The sequence below is a fragment of the Photobacterium lipolyticum genome, assembly GCF_003026475.1.
In the GTDB taxonomy this organism is placed as follows: Bacteria; Pseudomonadota; Gammaproteobacteria; order Enterobacterales; family Vibrionaceae; genus Photobacterium; species Photobacterium lipolyticum.
This window is the reverse complement of sequence record NZ_PYMC01000015.1, coordinates 20,880-41,967: the sequence shown is the minus strand read 5'-3', so window position 1 is coordinate 41,967 and position 21,088 is coordinate 20,880. Positions and strand designations below refer to the sequence as shown.

The window sequence follows — 21,088 nt, the reverse complement described above, 5'->3', positions numbered from 1 at the left end:
GTGAACCCCGTCGGATCCCCCACTCTCATCCTAAAGTCTAATTGTGGCAAATCTTAATCTGTCGGAAGTTAGTATCAACAGAGACAACGGCTTACAACAAAAATAATCTGGTCCATCAGAAGGACACCGACGGAAACACAAGGAGAATAGAATGAGTGAGGTTCATGTTTATCCGGTCAATCACAAGATTGCAGCTACCGCCCACGTGAATGATAAAAAATATCGTGAGATGTACCAGCAGTCGATTATCAACCCTGAAAGGTTCTGGCGTGAGCAAGGACAGATCGTCGACTGGATCAAGCCATTCACTAAAGTTAAAGATACCTCGTTTGATACCGGTCATGTCAAAGTTAACTGGTTTGAAGACGGGACTCTGAACGTTTCTGCCAACTGTCTTGACCGTCATCTGGCCACTCGCGGCGATCAGCCTGCCATTATCTGGGAAGGTGATGATCCGACCGATGATGCAACATTCACCTACAACGAGCTTTTTGAGCAAGTCTGCAAATTCTCCAATGCCCTGAAAAGCCAAGGGGTACGTAAAGGTGATGTCGTTTGTCTTTACATGCCAATGGTCGCTGAAGCGGCTGTAGCAATGCTGGCCTGTACCCGAATTGGTGCCGTGCATACTATTGTATTCGGCGGTTTCTCTCCTGATGCGCTGGCGGGGCGTATTATTGATTCCAACGCGAAAGTAGTGATCACCGCAGATGAGGGGGTCCGGGCCGGCCGCGCCGTACCACTGAAAAAGAACGTCGATGCCGCCTTGGCAAAAGACCATGTTACCAGTGTGGAAAAGGTCTTAGTACTAAAACGTACCGGTGGTGAGATCGAATGGCACAGCGAACGTGATGTCTGGTGGCACGAAGCAACTGAGGTTGCTTCTACCCACTGCGAACCGGAAGAAATGAGTGCCGAAGATCCCCTTTTCATTCTATATACGTCAGGATCGACCGGGAAACCTAAAGGCGTACTGCATACCACTGGTGGCTACCTAGTCTACGCGACCATGACCTTCAAGTACGTCTTTGACTATCAAGAAGGTGAGGTTTACTGGTGTACCGCAGATGTCGGCTGGATCACCGGCCACAGCTACCTGGTTTATGGGCCTTTGGCCAACGGGGCGACAACCCTTATGTTTGAAGGTGTCCCTAATTACCCATCCACCAGCCGCATGAGCGAAGTCGTTGATAAGCATGGCGTTAATATTCTTTATACCGCCCCAACCGCGATTCGTGCCCTGATGGCGAAAGGCGATCAGGCGATTGCAGGCACCAGCCGCGAATCACTGCGGATCTTGGGATCGGTGGGTGAGCCGATTAACCCGGAAGCATGGGAATGGTATCACCGCACTATCGGCAACTGCCACTGCCCGGTTGTCGATACCTGGTGGCAGACTGAAACCGGCGGTATTATGATCACCCCGCTGCCTGGGGCAACGGAGCTGAAACCGGGCTCGGCCACACGTCCATTCTTCGGTGTCCAACCCGCGATCGTTGATAATATGGGAAACATTCTTGACGGTGCCGCTGAAGGTAACCTGGTCATCATTGATTCATGGCCCGGTCAGATGCGTACTCTATGGGGTGACCATGAACGCTTTGAACAAACCTACTTCTCAACCTTCCAGGGCATGTACTTCTCTGGTGACGGTGCCCGTCGTGATGAAGACGGTTACTACTGGATCACCGGCCGGGTTGATGACGTACTGAACGTTTCCGGTCACCGTATGGGTACCGCAGAAATCGAATCGGCGCTGGTTGCTTTTGATAAAATTGCAGAAGCAGCAGTTGTTGGGGTGCCGCACGACATTAAGGGCCAGGCAATCTACGCCTATATCACCTTAAATGCCGGTGAGTATCCAAGCGCTGAACTGCATAAAGAAGTGAAAGACTGGGTACGTAAAGAAATTGGCCCGATTGCAACGCCAGATTTCTTGCATTGGACAGATGCATTGCCCAAAACCCGTTCAGGTAAAATCATGCGCCGGATTTTACGCAAGATCGCAACCGGTGATACCGGCAGCCTGGGTGATACGTCGACCCTCGCCGATCCAAGTGTTGTCGATAAACTGATTGCCGAAAAGCAGACCGTTTTATAACCGGGAATAACCGTAGAATACCCAGCCGCCGCAAGGCGGCTTTTTTGTCAACAAAAGCATTCAGCCGCAGCAATGCTCGGACCACTCACCGCCAAATTTTCTACCTTGCTCGCGATAATGATGGTGTAAAGTCGCTACATTGGTAAATTATTTGTTTTTCAGCCAACAACAGCCGCTATATCACAGAAAAAGGGCCGCCTACCTCCCTTATAATGCTGAACTTACGATAAAAACAAACGTCTAACAAATTATCGCCGTATTTATACAGCTTACACTTGTGCGCACAAAAAATCGGTGATTAGACCAGTATTTTGCTGCTATTTGCAGTGAATTCTCTATAATCACCCAACAAACAGGGTTTGGCCGTATAAATTTGGTCACAGGGAAACGACTTTGCAGGTTCCTGCGCGTTGTTAGAGTAAAACCTCAAAAACAAGCGAAAATACGTCAAGATGTCGACCGTTCAACGAATTTTACTTATTAACGGACCTAATCTAAATTTATTGGGTCTCAGAGAGCCCGGCCACTACGGCCATCAAACACTGGCTCAACTCGTTGCTGATTTAACGACTAAAGCAACGGATCTTGGTGTGACGTTAGATCACATTCAATCAAACGCAGAACATGAGTTGATTGATGCCATCCACCAGGCCCATGGCAAGGTGGATTTTATTATCATCAATCCGGCAGCGTTCACCCATACCAGCGTCGCGATCCGTGATGCATTGTTAGGTGTCGCTATTCCGTTTATTGAAGTGCACTTATCTAACGTTCATGCGCGAGAGCCTTTCCGTCATCACTCTTATCTGTCAGATAAAGCAGTCGGAGTGATTTGCGGTCTTGGCCCTGATGGTTATGAATTCGCCCTGAATGCAGCCGTACGACGCCTGCAATCAGAAAGCTAAATGAACAACATATAAAGAGAAAGATAGATGGATATTCGTAAGATCAAAAAACTAATCGAACTGGTAGAAGAATCCGGTATTGCGGAACTGGAAATCTCTGAAGGTGAAGAGTCAGTACGCATCAGCCGTAATGTTCCTGCATCAGCAATGCCTGCACAGCAATTCATGGCGGCACCTCAATTTGCAGCACCCGCTCAGGCAGCACCTGCAGAAGTGGCAGCTCCAGTAGCAGCTCCTGCGGCACCGGCAGAACCTGCAGGCCATCAAGTTCTTTCTCCGATGGTGGGTTCTTTCTACCGCGCACCAAGCCCTGAAGCAAAAGCATTTGTGGAAGTAGGCCAGTCAGTGAACGTTGGTGACACGCTGTGTATCGTTGAAGCAATGAAAATGATGAACCAGATCCAATCTGATAAAGCAGGTGTGGTTGTCGCAATTCTTGCTGAAGATGGCGATGCAATCGAGTTCGACCAGCCTCTGGTTATCATCGAGTAACAGAGGCCTATTATGTTAGATAAATTAGTTATCGCTAACCGAGGCGAAATTGCGCTTCGTATTCTGCGTGCATGTAAAGAGCTTGGTATTAAGACGGTTGCAGTTCACTCAACGGCTGACCGCGATCTTAAGCACGTTTTGCTTGCCGATGAATCAATCTGTATCGGTCCTGCGAAAAGTACTGACAGCTACCTGAACATTCCTCGTATTATCAGTGCAGCAGAAATTACCGGTGCGGTTGCTATCCACCCGGGTTACGGTTTCCTCTCAGAAAATGCTGATTTTGCTGAGCAGGTAGAGCGTTCCGGCTTTATTTTTGTTGGCCCGAAAGCGGAAACCATCCGCATGATGGGTGACAAGGTTTCTGCAATCAACGCAATGAAAAAAGCCGGCGTACCTTGTGTACCGGGTTCTGATGGCCCGCTGGATGATAACGAAGCGAAAAATAAATCTTTTGCTAAACGTATCGGTTTTCCGGTGATCATCAAAGCTTCTGGTGGCGGTGGCGGTCGTGGTATGCGTGTTGTTCGCTCTGAAGGTGAACTGGCAGAAGCTATCGCGATGACCCGTGCAGAAGCTAAATCGTTCTTCAATAACGATGTGGTTTACATGGAGAAATACCTGGAAAACCCGCGTCATATCGAAGTTCAGGTTATTGCTGACGGTCAGGGTAACGCCATTCATCTTGGCGAGCGTGACTGTTCAATGCAGCGTCGTCACCAGAAAGTGGTTGAAGAAGCACCGGCTCCGGGCATCACTGAAGAGATGCGTAAGTACATCGGTGAGCGCTGTACGCGTGCCTGTATCGAGATCAACTATCGCGGCGCAGGTACGTTCGAGTTCCTATATGAAAACGGCGAGTTCTATTTCATTGAAATGAATACCCGTATTCAGGTTGAGCATCCGGTAACGGAAATGGTAACCGGCGTTGATCTGATCAAAGAACAGCTTCGTGTTGCTGCCGGTCAGCCATTGTCATTCAGCCAGAGTGATATTAAGATCCATGGCCATGCTATCGAATGCCGTATCAATGCTGAAGATCCTGTTCGCTTCCTACCTTGCCCGGGTAAAATAGAACACTTCCATGCGCCAGGTGGAATGGGAATTCGTTGGGAATCTCACATTTATGCCGGTTACACAGTACCGCCGCATTACGATTCAATGATCGGCAAGCTGATTGCGTATGGTGAAAACCGCGATGTGGCTATTTCACGTATGCGTAATGCTCTCGGTGAATCGATCATCGATGGTATTAAGACCAACATTCCACTCCAGCAAGAAATTATGGCTGATGAAAACTTCCAGCATGGTGGCGCTAACATCCACTATTTAGAGAAGAAGCTTGGTCTGCAATAAGCAGCAGGAACAATCACCAACATAACTCGTATCAGGCTGCCCTTCTGGCAGCCTTTTTTATCGGTAATATCTCCTTTTCTCTCTGGTATCACTTTTATCTCCCCCCTTTTTATTCCTCCTGCAAATTGACATGGGCGGTAGCACTGAGAAATAACTTTTGCCACAATACCCTCCCTTTTTTATTTGTATGAGCATTACTCACTTTCAACGATTAACAAGTGATGCCCTGAACAACTGGAGACAACAAGCATGAAGACGCTCTCTGCACGCTACCGTCAGGCCCATAGAGAGGCTAAATGGGCGGTAGGTCTAGCGTTAGCCTATTTTATCTGGTGGTATATCTCGGCCTATGCCTTCGCACCAACAGACGCCATCAGCACCCTTCCCGAACTCTATTTTGGTTTCCCCCTCTGGTTCCTGCTGGCCTGTATTATTGGTCCGGTATTATTCACGGCGCTGTGCGGCCTAATGGTCAAATTTATCTATCAGGATATGTCGCTGGACATCGAGAAGGAGAGTGATCATGAATAGCCAACTGCTTATCCCCCTGGTGATCTATTTACTGGCCGTGTTTGCCCTGGCCTTGATGACTCGCCGCCGCAGCCACTCCGCCAACGGCTTCCTCAGTGAATACCTGGTCGGCAACCGCAGCATGGGCGGTTTCGTGCTGGCGATGACGCTGGCGGCAACCTATGCCAGTGCCAGTTCGTTTATAGGCGGTCCGGGGGCGGCCTATAAAATGGGACTAGGCTGGGTGCTGCTCGCCATGATCCAACTGCCTGCTGCCTGGTTAACCTTAGGGGTGCTCGGCAAAAAGTTTGCGATTGAAGCCCGCCGTCATAACGCGCTGACCTTAAATGACATTCTGTACGCCCGCTACAAAAACCGGGGGGTTGTTGTTTTTGCGTCACTGGCGCTATTACTGGCCTTCTTCGGCACTATGGTGGTGCAGTTTGTCGGCGGGGCACGGCTGCTGCAAACCGTCACCGGACTGCCCTATTCGCAGGGGTTGATGATCTTTGCCATCACCGTCGGGCTCTACACCACTATCGGAGGCTTTCGCGCCGTGGTCATGACCGATACCATTCAGGGCATCATGATGATCATCGGCACCATCGCCTTGCTAGCCGGTATCGTCCATGCGGGGGGAAGCGTCGGCGAGCTGATCACCGAGTTGCACCAGATCGACCCCACCTTGATCACCCCGTTCGGCCCGGATAACTTTCTTAGTCAGCCATTCATGCTCAGCTTCTGGGTGCTGGTCTGCTTCGGGGTGATCGGCTTACCTCATGCCGCGGTACGCTGTATGTCATATAAAGACAGTGGCTCGCTGCATAAGGGGATGGTGATCAGTACCGCTATGGTGGCCTTCCTGATGCTGGGAATGCACCTGGCTGGAGCTCTGGGACGCGCTATCGTGCCGGATATTGCCAGCCCGGATCAAATCATGCCGACCCTGATGGTGACAGTACTGCCACCTGTCGTGGCGGGGATCTTCCTTGCCGGGCCGATGGCCGCCATTATGTCGACTATCGACTCACAGCTGATCCAAGCTTCGGCGACTTTGCTAAAAGATCTGTATCTCAACTACATCAACCCTAGAGCAGCCCAAGGGCCGGAAGCCGAGAAGCGGCTGCCAAGGCTGTCACTCTGGGTTACCGCCATTTTCTCCGCGCTGGTATTCGTGGCAGCCACCAATCCGCCGGATATGATCATCTGGCTCAACCTGCTGGCTTTTGGCGGTATGCAAGCCGTCTTCTTGTGGCCGCTGGTACTGGGCCTGTATTGGAAAAAAGCCTCTGCAGCGGGGGCCTTTGCATCTATGACCACCGGCCTGACTTGCTACATTGGCTTCTCGGTGATAAAGCCCGATTTAGCCGGCCTGCATGCCATCGTCCCGACCCTGGCTTTTGGTCTGATTGCGTTTGTGATCGGCAGCTTAGCCAAGCCGGTAATGGCCATCGCACCGCAACAGTAGCCACTCACCGCACCCTTTGTTTCTGCCTCGCCCAAAGATAGCACCCCGGTGCTATCTTTTTTATCGCTCACAAAACCAGCAGTGATGATTCACGCTCAATGGCTGTGGATTGGTGAAATTTCATGCTAAACTGCGCCCCCTATGTTTCAGTAGTCAAAAAATAAGCGAATTAACCATGCCTTGGATTCAAATAAAACTGAACGCAACCGCTGAAAATGCGGAAGCGATTGGCGATATGTTAATGGAAGAGACCGGCGCCCTATCTGCCACTTTCCTTGACGCACAAGACACACCAGTATTCGAGCCGATGCCCGGTGAAACCCGCCTATGGGGTGATACTGATGTGATTGGTTTATACGATGCTGAAGCCGACATGGATTTCGTGCTGAATATGCTGAAGAACAGCCCACTGATTGCTGACGGTTTTGCTTACAAAATCGAGCAGTTAGAAGACAAAGACTGGGAACGTGAATGGATGGACAACTTCCACCCGATGCGTTTTGGCCGCCGTTTGTGGATTTGCCCGAGCTGGCGTGAAGCCCCAGAGCCTGATGCAGTCAACGTGCTGCTCGACCCTGGTCTGGCATTTGGTACCGGAACCCATCCTACGACCTCGTTATGCCTGGAATGGCTGGACGGACAGGATCTCACCGGCAAAACCGTGATCGATTTTGGCTGTGGCTCCGGTATTCTGGCGATTGCCGCCCTGAAACTGGGTGCTGCGAAAGTCATTGGTATCGACATCGATCCACAGGCGATTCTGGCGTCAAAAGATAATGCCGAGCGCAATGGCGTGGCCGACAAGCTAGAATTGTACTTACCGCAAAATCAACCTGAAGGTATTCAGGCTGATGTCGTCGTGGCTAACATTCTTGCGGGTCCGTTACGTGAACTGTCTCCGGTCATTAAAGGGCTGGTTAAATCCGGCGGCGACCTGGCGATCTCTGGCGTACTGGAAGTTCAGGCTGAAGACGTCTCTACATACTACGCCGATGAACTGACATTAGATCCGGTTGTGGCGCGTGAAGAGTGGTGCCGTATTTCCGGCCACAAAGCATAAGAATCCATAGATACGGTTTCGTTTCATCAATTTTTACTGTGCAACAAATCGCCAATTGATTGAAAATCATACTTTTTTGTTAATCAAAAACTAAATGCTCAATTATTGGCCTTTTCAGAATGGGAAAAAATGCGTAAAATGCGCGCCCTTACTGGCACAGTCAGGTACAGACGTTTGCAGATCGGTCCTTATCAACTTAACAACCAGCTGATAGTCGCGCCAATGGCGGGTGTGACCGATCGGCCATTTCGTGAACTTTGCCTGCGCTACGGCGCTGGCATGGCTGTGAGCGAGATGATGTCGTCAAACCCAGATTTATGGAAAACGTCTAAATCGCAGAACCGGATGGTTCATGAAGGAGAATCGGGGATTCGCTCGGTTCAAATTGCGGGAGCCGATCCGAAGCTGATGGCCGAAGCGGCCCAATTTAGTGTTGAGAACGGTGCGCAAATCATCGATATCAACATGGGTTGCCCGGCGAAGAAGGTCAATAAACGATTGGCCGGTTCTGCACTGCTGCAATATCCCGTACTAATCGAAGAGATCCTTCGTAGCGTGGTGAATGCGGTGGATGTTCCGGTGACGCTGAAAACGCGAACCGGCTGGGACTTAGACAACCGAAACTGTGTCAAGATTGCCCAACTCGCGGAACAATGTGGCATTCAGGCTTTGGCCCTTCACGGGCGCACTAAAACCTGTATGTACAAAGGTGAAGCGGAATATGACTACATCAAAGCAGCTAAACAAGCAGTCTCGATTCCGGTGATCGCTAACGGTGATATCGATTCTCCGGAAAAGGCCCGCTTCGTACTCGATTACACGGGTGCAGATGCTTTGATGATTGGCCGGCCTGCACAAGGGCGGCCGTGGATTTTCCGAGAAATCCACCATTACTTAACAACCGGCGAATACCTGCCTGCCCCGTCTCTGGATGAGGTAAGTGGCATTATGCTGGGTCATGTTCAAGAACTTCACCGTTTCTACGGGGAGTATTTAGGGCTGCGCATCGCACGTAAACACGTGTCTTGGTACTTAAAAGAACATGCACCAGCTGGTGATTTCCGCCGGTCCTTCAACGCTATCGAGAACGCTCAAGAGCAAATCGATGCGCTGCAAGGCTACTTCGAAAACGTTGCATAAATACTAGAAGAGCTTACAGAATTATGTTCGAACAAAATCTGACTTCCGAAGCGTTAACAGTTACAACTGTAACTTCACAAGACCAAATCACACAGAAGCCACTTCGTGACTCTGTTAAAGCGTCGCTAAAAAACTATCTGGCTCAATTGAATGGTCAGGAAGTCGACGATCTGTACGAGCTAGTGCTTGCAGAAGTTGAGCAGCCACTACTGGATACTATCATGCAGTACACCCGTGGTAACCAGACTCGCGCAGCAACCATGATGGGTATCAACCGCGGTACGCTTCGTAAGAAGCTAAAAAAATACGGCATGAACTAAAGCAGTAACGCTAAGTTACAGTTTTAAAAGCCCATTAGCTTGATGCGCAATGGGCTTTTTTATGTTTGCTACACACCTCAATGTCCTTCCAATTAAAAAATATACTATTTTTCAGCCTTGGATATCAGGGGAATAGTAAATATGACGATTAAACTGTACACGATGCTCAGAAGCATACCCCACCAGCCAATATTCTAAAGTATCCCCAACGGTAACAGGCAAAAGACGACGTGGCCCGGCGAGCAATACAAACAACCCGCCTCCGGTTTCGGCGGATTGTTTAGCGTAAAAAAACTCAATGAGTTAGAGGTAGTCACACAGGTAAGCAGTGGTTTCTGTTACTTTAACTTCAAACGAGGCATCGCCGGGTACTTCAAAATCATCGCCCGCGTTAAAGGTATCCCAATTGACATGGCCCGGTAATTTCACCGTCAGTGACCCTTTCACTACCGTCATCCGTTCTGGTGCTGCGGTACCAAAGGTATAATCACCGGGAGCCATAACACCCACACTGGTATGGTCACCATGGGTTTCAAAACCAATGGATTTCACTTGGCCATCAAAATATTCATTTATTTTCAGCATGATATTCCCTATCAATTATTGTTTTAGCGTAAATTTGAAGCTATCACAGTTCATATACCCAAACCACTTCAATATGCCGGGTTCAGCAAGAATTCGGTCGCTTTTCGTCAGGGCAATACTATGAACAAATAACAACATCACTTCAATGGCTAAAATAACGACCAAATATTCGCTACAATGGTGCTTCCAATTATTTGAACGGTGTTACCAGAGAGGGCTCAGAATGAAGAAATATGCACTGTGGATTAGCGTCTTAGGCTGCGTTTTATTGATGGGGTGCTCTGCCCAGGAAAAACAGGGAATTAAAGAAGGCTTTACAGAAATCGGCCATGCCACCCGTGATGTGACACGTGAAACAGGCCACTTCTTCCGCGATACCACCAAAGATGTAATTGAAAATGTAAAAGAGGCCACATCATCGGATTAAGGGTAACTCGGCCTTACCCACTGACTTCACGGCGACCTTTAATCCTTGTCGCCCAGCGCTTCCAGAATTGAGCAATGACTGGCATTGTCATCGGTATGACCACAGCAGGCATCATTGATTTTTTTTAAAGCGTGGCGAATTCGCGCTAATTCAGCAATCTTACTATCCACTTCATCGAGCTTTGCCTGGGTAATCGCTTTTACTTCGGCGCAGCTGTGCTGACTGGCTTCAAGACGGATATCCAGCAACTCACGAATCTCATCCAAACTCAGCCCAATGGTTTTGGCCCGGAGGATAAAGTTGACCCGTGACAGGTTTTCTTCGCTATAAAGCCGATAGCCGCTTTCACTGCGTGCCGCAGGCTCCAACAAACCATTTTTTTCATAAAATCTCAGCGTATCGCTACTGACCTCGCACTGTTTTGCAAGCTGACCAATCAGATACATATGCTGCCTCCTTTGCTGGATGATGATTTTACTGCACGAAATGAGGAAAATAGCCGAGAGCAAACGTTTGCGTCACTTTTGAATTAATGTAAAATACGTGCTGTCGATGTTGAGTCAAACGCCATTAAGGCTCGGTTTCACACGATGTTAACCGAGAATATTTCCCAAAACCAAACACTTTGCTTGGTTTTAGGAAATATCCTATTCACCGTGTATTTAAAGAGATGGTAGCAATGGAAAACGCTCGTCCTATTCGCCGTGCGCTAATTAGCGTATCAGACAAAACCGGTATTGTTGAATTCGCCCAAGCGCTAGCCAATCATGGCGTAGAAATTCTATCTACCGGCGGCACTGCTCGGCTACTTGCAGAGCAAGATATCAAGGTAACTGAAGTTTCTGAGTATACCGGCTTCCCTGAAATGATGGATGGCCGGGTAAAAACACTTCACCCTAAAGTACACGGTGGTGTTCTTGGTCGCCGCGGCCAAGACGATGCCGTCATGGCCGAGCACGGTATCGCACCAATCGACATGGTCGTGGTAAACCTGTATCCATTCGCCGAAACGGTGGCTAAAGAAGGCTGCACGCTGGAAGAGGCGGTTGAGAACATCGACATCGGCGGACCGACGATGGTGCGTTCTGCGGCAAAGAACCACAAAGATGTGACAATCATTGTTAATGCTCACGACTATGATCGTGTACTAGCTGAAATGACGGCTAATCAGGGCTCACTGACCCACGCCACCCGCTTTGATCTAGCTATCGCTGCCTTCGAACATACTGCTGGCTACGACGGTATGATCGCCAACTACTTCGGTACCATGGTCCCTTCTTATGGTGACCCTGCTCTTCATAAGCAAGGGCTAGAGGGTGATGAACCTTCTCCTGAAAACAAAAGTAAATTCCCTCGCACGTTCAACCAGCAGTTCGAGAAGAAGCAAGACATGCGCTACGGTGAGAACAGTCACCAAGACGCGGCTTTCTATGTGGAAAAAAATCCTCAAGAAGCGTCTGTTTCAACGGCACGTCAAATTCAGGGCAAGGCCCTGTCTTACAACAACATCGCAGATACCGACGCAGCGCTTGAGTGTGTCAAAGAGTTCGAACTGCCGGCCTGTGTCATCGTGAAGCATGCAAACCCTTGTGGTGTTGCGCTCGGTGACAACATCCTGGAAGCCTACGAGCGCGCGTACAAAACTGACCCAACGTCAGCCTTTGGCGGCATTATCGCCTTCAACCGGGAACTGGATGCCGCAACCGCGCAAGCGATTGTTGACCGTCAATTTGTGGAAGTGATTATTGCACCGAGCATTTCAGCGGCAGCGATTGAAATTGTCGCTACCAAGAAAAATCTACGCCTGCTGGAGTGTGGCAAATGGACAACCAAGACGACCGGCTTCGATGTTAAGCGTGTTAACGGCGGTTTGCTGGTCCAAGACCGCGACCAGGGTATGGTTGGCGAAGACGATCTGAAAGTGGTGTCTAAGCGCGCACCAAACGCTGATGAACTGCGCGATGCCCTGTTCTGCTGGAAAGTCGCAAAATACGTCAAATCTAACGCCATTGTTTATGCCAAAGGCAACATGACAATCGGTGTCGGTGCAGGCCAGATGAGCCGCGTTTACTCGGCCAAAATCGCCGGGATCAAAGCCGCAGACGAAAACCTCGAAGTGGCGGGCAGCGTGATGGCATCGGATGCCTTCTTCCCGTTCCGCGACGGCATCGATGCCGCCGCAGAAGCCGGTATCACCTGTGTGATCCAGCCTGGCGGCTCAATGCGCGATGACGAAGTGATTCAGGCCGCAGACGAACACGGAATGGCAATGCTGTTTACCGGTATGCGTCACTTCCGTCACTAAGCAATAAAGACCTGCCAATAACGAGCAGGTCTTTTTTTATGAATTTAAAGCCTCTGACTCGCCTCGGGGGCACCTCGATTTAACAACTTTTAAGCATTTAGAGCTAAGCCATTTTTTTGAGTTCAAGGAAAGCGCTCGGAGTTTATAAGCATAAATGAGTACGCTTGACACGGAAATCAGAAAAATGGCGACGCTATAAGGATGAAAAGATGAAAGTTCTTATTATTGGTAACGGCGGTCGCGAACACGCATTGGCATGGAAAGCGGCACAATCGACAGATGTAGAAACTATTTTCGTTGCACCAGGTAACGCTGGCAGTGCGCTTGAGCCAAAAGTCGAAAACGTACCTATCGGTGTTGAAGACATCGGTGCATTGGTTGCCTTTGCACAAGAGAACCATATCGAGCTGACCATTGTGGGTCCTGAAGCACCGTTGGTTATTGGTGTTGTCGATGCGTTCCGCGCTGCAGGCTTACCCATCTTTGGGCCAACCCAAGCAGCTGCACAGCTGGAAGGCTCTAAAGCCTTCACGAAAGACTTTCTGGCTCGTCATCAGATCCCAACCGCTGAATACCAAAACTTCACGGAGGTCGAGCCTGCTCTGGCTTATTTGCGCGAAAAAGGCGCACCGATCGTGGTTAAGGCCGATGGCCTGGCAGCAGGAAAAGGCGTCATCGTTGCGATGACACTGGAAGATGCTGAAAACGCCGTGCGTGATATGCTGGCGGGCAATGCGTTTGGCGAAGCGGGCCATCGGGTGGTTATCGAAGAATTCCTTGATGGTGAAGAAGCCAGCTTCATCGTCATGGTTGATGGCAAGAATGTACTGCCTATGGCCACCAGCCAGGATCACAAGCGTGTCGGTAACGGTGATACGGGGCCGAACACAGGAGGCATGGGTGCCTACTCTCCGGCCCCTGTCGTGACTCAGGAAATCCATGACCGTGTGATGGAAGAGGTTATCTATCCCACCGTACGTGGTATGGAAGCAGAAGGCGCACCTTATACCGGCTTCTTATACGCGGGCCTGATGGTAATGGCCGATGGCACACCTAAAGTCATTGAGTATAACTGCCGATTTGGTGATCCTGAGACCCAGCCTATTATGCTGCGCATGCAGTCTGACCTGGTTGAACTGTGCTTGGCCGCCATTGATGGCAAACTGGATCAAGCTGAGTCCAAGTGGGATCCACGAGCTTCAGTTGGTGTGGTGCTGGCTGCCGGCGGCTACCCGGCAGTGTATGCGAAAGGCGATATCATTTCAGGCCTGCCTCAGCAAGAAGTGCCTGGTGAGAAAGTATTCCATGCAGGAACGGTAAACAACGGGGGCGACATCGTGACCAACGGTGGTCGTGTCTTGTGTGCAACTGCCATGGGTGATAGCGTTTCTGACGCTCAGCAGCGCGCTTACGCACTGGCGAAGAAAATTTCATGGAATGGTATGTTCTATCGTGATGACATCGGCTATCGTGCCATTGCGCGTGAACAAAAGGCCTAATCGCTGACAGTTTACTGCCCAGCGTCAAAAAACGCGCTGACGACTCTGTATAACGGTCGTCAGCGCGTTTTTTATGTCTGGACTTTAATTGCCCGTAGTATTACTTATCCAGCAACACCGGAGGGAGAATGCAGGGCTGAGTTTCATCTTTCAGGATCAATAACTGCTGTGCCACCAGCTCTTTTTTGCGCATCTTACCTGTCACTGCCATATATCCGGACTGGGCCTGCCGCCTTAACTGCCGGGTAACTGAATCAGCGGGTTTGGGCTGGAAAGTCACATTGAGCTCTTTCTCATCACCACAGCGCAGAAAGCGATTGTCTGTCCAGTGCCCCTGGATCAGAGACTGACCTTGCTGATGCTGTTTTTTCACGGTATCAACCGCAAGCTGCGCTTGCTTGGTGAGTTGATAAAGCTGAGAATCCGATAACGGTAACACGGCACCCGCAACCGTATTGCGCTGGAATACCGCGCTGCCTTTTGTGTCATAACGCACGCGGAGCGAAAACGACTTCAGGCCATCCTCTTGTAACAGAGTCCCCTGACGTTCAATTTCTCGTAATTTGCCTTCCTGCCAACGATAATCCGATTGATAGTCACCATAGTCGCCAGCCATCACCACTTCAGATAATTGGATAGATCGGTTTTGTCGATAGGAATACCAGTAGAGCGAAGTCGCCTCTCCGGCAGTTTGCCCCCCAGTCATCGTCTGGATCGGAGCGATAGGATTATCAGGAACTGAGCTGGCTGAACATCCAGCAAGAAGAGATAAGGAAAGGAGAGCAATGAGCCGCTTCATAAAGAAAAATACCGCCAGATAAAGTTACCTGGCGGATTATAGATTACTTCAATGCATCTTTCAGTGCTTTACCGGAAACAAATGCAGGAACGTTTGCTGCTGCGATTTGAATTTCCTGGCCAGTTTGAGGATTACGGCCAGTGCGTGCAGCACGGTGGTTCACTTTAAATGTACCAAAGCCAATCAGTTGAATCTGGTCACCTTCTTTCAGCGCTTCGGTAATACCCTCAAGAGTTGATTCCAGTGCTGCTTTAGCTTGAGCTTTAGAAAGATCTGCTTTGTCAGCGATCAGGTCAATCAGTTGGGTCTTGTTCATTTGTTTTCCCTTCTAAGGTTTTTCTTGAGACGTCACAACTCTAATTCAAAAGAAGCCTGTGTGGCAAAGGTTTGTCTGCGATCATGTGCTTAGGTGCGGACTCTTTAACCATAAACTGAGCGCAAGTTCACAAAATGTTACTCATTCCTCAGGTGAAATAGTTGTATTTATTCCCCTTGGCACCGCTTAATATGGTCGTAATTCCATTGATAACTGACAGGTTTGCATGATCCTCCTTACGATTTACATCTCGATTGCGATCGGTGTTTCGTTTATTTGTTCTGTATTAGAAGCGGTATTGCTCAGTATTTCACCAAGTTATATTGGCACTTTACGTCAGCAAAACCACCCGGCAGCATCTCGCCTTGCGGCACTAAAAGATAATATTGACCGTCCGCTGGCTTCCATTCTGACCTTAAATACCATTGCTCACACCATTGGTGCTGCGACTGCCGGTGCTCAGGCCGCTGCCGTTTTTGGTAGCCAGTGGCTGGGCCTGTTCTCTGCTTTACTGACCATTGGTATCTTGCTGTTTTCTGAAATCATCCCAAAAACACTTGGGGCAACATACTGGCGCCAGCTGGCTCCGGGATCTGCGACGGTACTGAAATGGATGATTTGGGCGCTGAACCCGTTTGTCTGGGCATCGGAGCAAATCACCAGCCGTCTGGCCCATGACCATGAGCCGCCTAAACTGCGTGATGAACTGTCCGCCATGGCGATGCTGGCAAAAGAGTCCGGAGAATTGGCTGAAGGCGAATCAAAAATTCTGACCAACCTGCTGCAGTTCCGTGATGTCAGTGTCACGAAAATCATGACCCCGAGACCGGTGCTATTTCGCGTCAAAGCAGAACAATCGATCAATGCTTTTTTAACCGAGCACAATGATAGCCCGTTCTCGCGCCCACTGGTGTATAGCGAACAAAAAGATAACATTCTGGGCTTTGTCCACCGCTTAGAACTGTTTGCCGCCAATCAGGCTGGCCACGCTAATGACGAATTAGGCACCCTGATGCGCCCGATCCCGGTCGTACTGAATACCGCCAGTGTTCCGCAAGCCTTTGAGAAAATAATGAAAGAACGCTCGCAACTGGTATTAATTGTCGATGAATACGGCACGGTCCAGGGGCTGATCACACTGGAAGATATTTTTGAAAGTTTGGTTGGCGAAGAAATTGTCGATGAAGCCGACAAGAATACCGACATGCAGCAGCTGGCTTATCAACGCTGGGAGAAATGGAAAAAACAGCACGGTGTGATTGAAAGCAAAGATGACGAGTGATCAAATTCGGCTAAAAAGGGCCAATTCGGCTAAAAAGGGCCAATTCGGCCCTTTTCCCGGCATCGGCATATCAGAACAATTACAATGCGATACCAATATTACTGACTGGCTCATCGCGTAATTCTTCACGCAGGCTTTTGATCAATTCGATATCGCGTCGTTCCGCTTCTTTCAGCGCACGGAAAATTGCCCACTGCACATCCCATTCTTCGCAAACGGCTTCATTTTCTTTTTGATTTTCGTTGGTGATCTCGACACCCGTTTGGGCAAACACAAGATCAGCCACGGTTTCAGCAGACAAGCTGCTGAGCTTAGTGACTGTCTCTAGCATCAAATCACGATCGAGCATGGCATGAAGCAAATCAGCCAAAGCGACGCAGGCATCGATAGCTGGATTTACTGCATAAATATCAAAGTCATCGGCACTCGGTACCAAATCTTCCAGCTTTTCCAGCTGATTTTCAAAGTTAATCTTGGCACTCTTTACCGTTAAGATCTCCCAGATACTATCAAGAATGATGCGGTATTTTTGTGCCTCCGCAAACTCCGTTTCCTCACAAAATAAGGCAAAGTTTGGATACATTCGTTCACACAGTGAGACCATAAAAGTAAGGTGTTGCCACGGTTCTAATTTTTCTAAGCGAAGCTGAACAGGATTCTTTAGCATGGGATAATCTACGATAGTGATTTGCACTGGAGTTTAATGCATAACTCGTCAGCACAAAAGGAAAAGCAATGAACAAGGTACTGATCGTCTCCCGCCAGCAGGAAACTTATCAACGGCTGATCCAGCAGGCACAATTGCCACAGCTTGAGATCACTGATGATCCCAGGCTGGCAGCGATTATTTTAGCAGATCCGCCCAACATCGCCGCACACCTTAGTGATTACCCTGCTCTGTGCTGGCTGCAGTCTACCTTTGCCGGTATCGATGCCCTGACCAAACCAGGTTTGCGCCAGGACTATACGCTGACCAATATTCGCGGTTGCTTCGGACAACTCATTACCGAATATGTGATGGGGCTGACACTGGCACATACCCGTCATTTTGCGCTCTACCAACAGCAGCAAAAACATCGCCAATGGCTGCCCCATCGCTATTCGGCGTTAAGCAACAAAACCATGGTTATTTTGGGGACGGGTGCCATAGGTAGCCATTTAGCCCAAGCCGCGCATACAATGGGACTACGCGTCATTGGCGTGAACCGCTCGGGTGAACCGGCCAGTCACTTGTTTGCCCATACCTATCCGTTATCCGAACTCCCGCAAGCACTCGCTCAGGCCGATATTCTGGTATCCACCCTGCCCGCAACAACTGCGACCGACAACCTGCTCAATACCACCAGCCTAAGCCATTGCCAAAATACGCTACTGTTTAATGTAGGACGTGGAAATGCGGTTTGTGAAGAGGGATTACTGTCCGCTATCGAGCAAGATCATGTTGCCCATGCTTTCCTGGATGTTTTTAAGCATGAGCCACTTAATAACCAGCATCCTTTCTGGCAGCATACTAAAATAACTATCACCCCGCATATTGCCGCAGAGAGCTTTCCTGAGCAGGTGTTCGACGTCTTTGCCGCGAACTATCTGCGCTTTATCCAGCAGCAACCATTGATGTACCAGATTGACTTTAAACGAGGCTATTAAGCACTCAGGCGCAGGAAGAAGGTAATTATGGCAACGCAACAACTTGATAACCTGCTGGAACAAATACGACGCTGCGAGATCTGCAAAGATCACCTCCCTCTCGGTCCGCGTCCGGTGATCCAGGCGGCCAGCAGTGCCGGGATGATGATTGTTGGCCAGGCACCGGGAACCCGTGTCCATGAAACCGGGATCCCGTGGAACGATCCGAGCGGTGATCGCCTGCGTTCCTGGTTAGATCTCGACAGAACGACTTTTTATGACCCAAAGCAGATAGCCATTATGCCGATGGGACTGTGTTATCCGGGCAAGGGGAAGTCCGGCGATCTGCCGCCAAGGCAGGAATGCGCGCCGCAATGGCACCCGCTAGTATGGCCATTGCTACCCAATATCGGCATGACCTTGCTGGTTGGCCAATATGCCCAGCAGTGGTACCTCAAAGACAAACCGAAAACACTGACAGAAACAGTCAGGGCTTGGCGGCAGTGGGCCCCCAAATACATTCCGATGCCGCACCCTTCACCGCGTAATATCCGCTGGCTGAAAGACAATCCGTGGTTCGAGGAAGAGGTGGTGCCGTTTATCAGGGAGTATGTCCACCAGCATTTGAAAGGGACGAGAGGCTAGTTTCGAGAAGCGAGAAAAAAGCCCGCGCAATCACTTGCACGGGCTTTTCAGTGCTCTTCCTAGCAACTCGCCACCAGGAACTCGTACCTGGTTCTATTTATGATACGGCTTAGAAAGCTCATGCACCGCATCCACGAACACGCCCGCATTCTCTGGCGGCACATCCAGGTGGATACCATGGCCGAGGTTAAATACATGACCGGTACCTTCGTTGCCATAACCTGCAAGAATCGTCGCGACTTCTTGGCGAATACGCTCAGGTTGCGCGTAAAGCATGGAGGGATCCATATTGCCCTGCAGGGCAACTTTATCGCCGACACGACGCTTAGCGTCAGCAATATCAATCGTCCAGTCCAGACCGACGGCATCACAACCCGTTGCGGCGATTTGCTCTAACCACATGCCACCATTTTTGGTGAACAGGGTTACTGGCACGCGACGGCCTTCATTTTCACGGATCAGACCATCAACAATTTTGTGCATATAACGCAGTGAGAACTCATTGTAATCACGAGGCGTTAATACGCCACCCCAGGTATCAAACACCATCACAGACTGCGCACCCGCTTTGATCTGGGCATTCAGGTACTCAATCACGCTGTCTGCCAGCTTATCAAGTAGCAGATGCAGTGTTGCTGGTTCGGCATACATCATTTTTTTGATCTTGGTGAATGCTTTCGAGCTACCACCTTCAACCATGTAAGTCGCCAGTGTCCACGGGCTGCCAGAGAAACCAATCAGTGGCACTTCGCCCTGCAGATCTTTACGGATCTGACGCACTGCATTCATCACATACTGCAGCTCCCCTTCCGGATCCGGCAGACCAATTTTATCAACATCGCCTTTACAGGTTATAGGACGCTCAAACTTGGGACCTTCACCGGCTTCAAAATATAAGCCCAGACCCATAGCATCCGGAATAGTCAGGATATCAGAAAACAGAATAGCAGCATCCAGAGGGAAACGGCGCAGTGGCTGTAAGGTCACCTCACTGGCTAATTCAGCATTCTTACACAGCGACATAAAGTCACCTGCAACACTACGTGTAGCTCGGTATTCTGGCAAATAACGGCCAGCCTGACGCATCATCCATACTGGTGTGCAATCTACCGGCTGCTTTAATAACGCACGTAGGTAGCGGTCATTCTTTAATTCGCTCATTGAGGACTCCACGGATAAATTCTGCGACGTATTGTAGCACTCCCCTGCTGCAACAAAAGAACCCAATTGTTAAGCTGGTCATATTTATTACAACAATTTCTTCACCATATTTGCGACATAGCCGTCAGCCGTGATACAAAATCTGCGCGCTAGCAATAATAAGAATATCTTGCTCGTCGACGAGCATGTAACTGCACCTTATCCCTCCTTTAGGAGGGTTTTTTTATGCTACTTTTTTTCATCAGCGCTAAGGTGTGGTTTATCAGCTGACGGGCTATCGTTCCTTCCGGCGCGACAGGTGGCAAACTATCAGCTGATGCCCATATCGCGTCACTCAGTTCTTCATAATCCGGCTTGATCTCGCCACTCTCGTAATCGGCTAAAAAACCCATCATAAGATTGGAAGGAAAGGCCCATGGCTGGCTGCCGAAGTAACGAATATTAGCCACCTTAATTCCTGTTTCCTCTTCGATCTCGCGAGCAACACATTGCTCCAGGGTTTCACCGGCTTCGACAAAACCGGCGATCACCGTGTACATACCTGTCTTATGGCGAGGGTGCTGAGCAAGCAATAGTTTGTCTTGCTTTCTGACCGCAACAATCACACATGGCGACACTCGGGGGTAATGGATACGCTGACACTGCTGGCATTCCATCGCCAATTGCGCTGCCGCCAACTGACATTGTCCGCCACAATTGGGGCAGTACGTTTCGGATTGCTTCATGTGCGATAGCTGAGTCGCTTTTCCGGCCAGATCAAACAGCTCGCTCTCAATACCCAATAAGTCTCTTTGAGTATAAAAATCATCGTCATCCGTATTGTCGTGAACCTCTAGCCAGAAAACAGGATGACCCGAGTATTCACCAATCCAGCGTGCATCGTCACAATTAAAACCTAACTCTGACTTTGTCATCAGAGGAAGCATGTGGTTGACCAAATACAATTTGCGATCTTTTACGACGCACCAATACACTAATTCTCGTTTATTTAACATCAATGTCACATCCATCCTTGCAGGGTATCGTTTTTACTGGCAATCTAAACTTTATAACGGAATATGAATCCGTATAACAAGGCTCTCTTTTTTAAG

At 49.5% G+C, this 21,088-nt stretch carries 23 protein-coding genes; 15 read left to right on the top strand and 8 right to left on the bottom strand.

Annotated features, from left to right (window positions below; all coding sequences use genetic code 11):
* Positions 1 to 151: 151 nt before the first annotated feature.
* The 4 genes from acs to accC all read left to right on the top strand — a co-directional run bounded on the left by acs (position 152) and on the right by accC (position 4,854).
* Positions 152 to 2,101, top strand: a complete 1,950-nt coding sequence (gene acs / locus C9I89_RS17555) for an acetate--CoA ligase (protein WP_107284617.1) — start codon at positions 152 to 154, stop codon at positions 2,099 to 2,101.
* A 452-nt stretch (positions 2,102 to 2,553) separates the two neighbouring features.
* Positions 2,554 to 3,006: a type II 3-dehydroquinate dehydratase gene (gene aroQ, locus C9I89_RS17550; RefSeq protein ID WP_107284616.1), complete on the top strand. Its 453-nt coding sequence runs from the start codon at positions 2,554 to 2,556 to the stop codon at positions 3,004 to 3,006.
* Positions 3,007 to 3,033: 27 nt separating this feature from the next.
* Entirely contained in the window at positions 3,034 to 3,498 is a 465-nt protein-coding gene (gene accB, locus C9I89_RS17545; protein ID WP_107284615.1) for an acetyl-CoA carboxylase biotin carboxyl carrier protein, read from the top strand.
* Between the two features lie 12 nt (positions 3,499 to 3,510).
* Positions 3,511 to 4,854, top strand: a complete 1,344-nt coding sequence (gene accC / locus C9I89_RS17540) for an acetyl-CoA carboxylase biotin carboxylase subunit (RefSeq protein WP_107284614.1) — start codon at positions 3,511 to 3,513, stop codon at positions 4,852 to 4,854.
* Here the strand turns inward: accC and C9I89_RS22580 are convergent.
* Complete coding sequence (locus tag C9I89_RS22580; RefSeq protein WP_170107729.1) at positions 4,824 to 5,018, bottom strand: hypothetical protein; 195 nt, start codon at positions 5,016 to 5,018, stop codon at positions 4,824 to 4,826. The genes accC and C9I89_RS22580 overlap by 31 nt on opposite strands.
* A gap of 85 nt (positions 5,019 to 5,103) precedes the next feature.
* On the opposite strand from C9I89_RS22580, the gene C9I89_RS17535 reads away from it, so the two are divergent.
* From C9I89_RS17535 to fis, 5 genes are all read left to right on the top strand, one after another.
* Entirely contained in the window at positions 5,104 to 5,385 is a 282-nt protein-coding gene (locus C9I89_RS17535; RefSeq protein WP_107284613.1) for a YhdT family protein, read from the top strand.
* Entirely contained in the window at positions 5,378 to 6,832 is a 1,455-nt protein-coding gene (gene panF / locus C9I89_RS17530) for a sodium/pantothenate symporter (protein WP_107284612.1), read from the top strand. Before C9I89_RS17535 ends, panF begins: the two co-directional genes overlap by 8 nt.
* Before the next feature lie 175 nt (positions 6,833 to 7,007).
* Entirely contained in the window at positions 7,008 to 7,892 is an 885-nt protein-coding gene (gene prmA / locus C9I89_RS17525) for a 50S ribosomal protein L11 methyltransferase (RefSeq protein WP_107284611.1), read from the top strand.
* 174 nt (positions 7,893 to 8,066) lie between these two features.
* Positions 8,067 to 9,032, top strand: a complete 966-nt coding sequence (gene dusB / locus C9I89_RS17520) for a tRNA dihydrouridine synthase DusB (protein ID WP_107284610.1) — start codon at positions 8,067 to 8,069, stop codon at positions 9,030 to 9,032.
* A gap of 23 nt (positions 9,033 to 9,055) precedes the next feature.
* A complete protein-coding gene (gene fis / locus C9I89_RS17515) occupies positions 9,056 to 9,352 on the top strand; it encodes a DNA-binding transcriptional regulator Fis (protein ID WP_005372656.1) in 297 nt (98 codons plus the stop codon).
* A 303-nt stretch (positions 9,353 to 9,655) separates the two neighbouring features.
* Here the strand turns inward: fis and ppnP are convergent, their stop codons facing one another.
* Positions 9,656 to 9,937: a pyrimidine/purine nucleoside phosphorylase gene (ppnP, locus tag C9I89_RS17510; RefSeq protein ID WP_107284609.1), complete on the bottom strand. Its 282-nt coding sequence runs from the start codon at positions 9,935 to 9,937 to the stop codon at positions 9,656 to 9,658.
* A 223-nt stretch (positions 9,938 to 10,160) separates the two neighbouring features.
* Here ppnP and C9I89_RS17505 point away from each other — a divergent pair, with 223 nt between their 5' ends.
* The gene (locus C9I89_RS17505; protein ID WP_107284608.1) at positions 10,161 to 10,364 is read left to right on the top strand and encodes a hypothetical protein; all 204 of its coding nucleotides are present in this window, start codon (positions 10,161 to 10,163) and stop codon (positions 10,362 to 10,364) included.
* Positions 10,365 to 10,402: 38 nt separating this feature from the next.
* Here C9I89_RS17505 and zntR read toward each other — a convergent pair whose 3' ends face one another.
* Complete coding sequence (gene zntR / locus C9I89_RS17500) at positions 10,403 to 10,810, bottom strand: Zn(2+)-responsive transcriptional regulator (protein ID WP_107284607.1); 408 nt, start codon at positions 10,808 to 10,810, stop codon at positions 10,403 to 10,405.
* Between the two features lie 233 nt (positions 10,811 to 11,043).
* Between zntR and purH the strand changes: the two genes are divergently transcribed.
* Both purH and purD read left to right on the top strand, forming a co-directional pair.
* Positions 11,044 to 12,669 (top strand): bifunctional phosphoribosylaminoimidazolecarboxamide formyltransferase/IMP cyclohydrolase, encoded by a 1,626-nt coding sequence (gene purH, locus C9I89_RS17495; protein WP_107284606.1) that lies wholly within the window; start codon positions 11,044 to 11,046, stop codon positions 12,667 to 12,669.
* Between the two features lie 209 nt (positions 12,670 to 12,878).
* A complete protein-coding gene (gene purD / locus C9I89_RS17490) occupies positions 12,879 to 14,168 on the top strand; it encodes a phosphoribosylamine--glycine ligase (RefSeq protein ID WP_107284605.1) in 1,290 nt (429 codons plus the stop codon).
* A 100-nt stretch (positions 14,169 to 14,268) separates the two neighbouring features.
* On the opposite strand, the gene C9I89_RS17485 is transcribed toward purD, so the two are convergent.
* Complete coding sequence (locus C9I89_RS17485; RefSeq protein WP_107284604.1) at positions 14,269 to 14,967, bottom strand: DUF1481 domain-containing protein; 699 nt, start codon at positions 14,965 to 14,967, stop codon at positions 14,269 to 14,271.
* A 43-nt stretch (positions 14,968 to 15,010) separates the two neighbouring features.
* Positions 15,011 to 15,283: a nucleoid-associated protein HU-alpha gene (hupA, locus tag C9I89_RS17480; protein ID WP_107284603.1), complete on the bottom strand. Its 273-nt coding sequence runs from the start codon at positions 15,281 to 15,283 to the stop codon at positions 15,011 to 15,013.
* Between the two features lie 226 nt (positions 15,284 to 15,509).
* Here hupA and C9I89_RS17475 point away from each other — a divergent pair, with 226 nt between their 5' ends.
* Positions 15,510 to 16,565: a CNNM domain-containing protein gene (locus tag C9I89_RS17475; RefSeq protein ID WP_107284602.1), complete on the top strand. Its 1,056-nt coding sequence runs from the start codon at positions 15,510 to 15,512 to the stop codon at positions 16,563 to 16,565.
* Between the two features lie 79 nt (positions 16,566 to 16,644).
* On the opposite strand, the gene C9I89_RS17470 is transcribed toward C9I89_RS17475, so the two are convergent.
* Positions 16,645 to 17,232, bottom strand: coding sequence for a YjaG family protein (locus C9I89_RS17470; protein WP_107284601.1), 588 nt, complete (start codon positions 17,230 to 17,232; stop codon positions 16,645 to 16,647).
* 68 nt (positions 17,233 to 17,300) lie between these two features.
* On the opposite strand from C9I89_RS17470, the gene C9I89_RS17465 reads away from it, so the two are divergent.
* A complete protein-coding gene (locus tag C9I89_RS17465; RefSeq protein WP_107284600.1) occupies positions 17,301 to 18,212 on the top strand; it encodes a D-2-hydroxyacid dehydrogenase in 912 nt (303 codons plus the stop codon).
* 27 nt (positions 18,213 to 18,239) lie between these two features.
* Positions 18,240 to 18,836 (top strand): uracil-DNA glycosylase family protein, encoded by a 597-nt coding sequence (locus C9I89_RS17460; RefSeq protein WP_107284599.1) that lies wholly within the window; start codon positions 18,240 to 18,242, stop codon positions 18,834 to 18,836.
* A 93-nt stretch (positions 18,837 to 18,929) separates the two neighbouring features.
* On the opposite strand, the gene hemE is transcribed toward C9I89_RS17460, so the two are convergent.
* Entirely contained in the window at positions 18,930 to 19,997 is a 1,068-nt protein-coding gene (hemE, locus tag C9I89_RS17455; RefSeq protein WP_107284598.1) for a uroporphyrinogen decarboxylase, read from the bottom strand.
* 209 nt (positions 19,998 to 20,206) lie between these two features.
* The gene (gene nudC, locus C9I89_RS17450) at positions 20,207 to 20,992 is read right to left on the bottom strand and encodes an NAD(+) diphosphatase (protein WP_107284597.1); all 786 of its coding nucleotides are present in this window, start codon (positions 20,990 to 20,992) and stop codon (positions 20,207 to 20,209) included.
* Positions 20,993 to 21,088 lie beyond the last annotated feature (96 nt).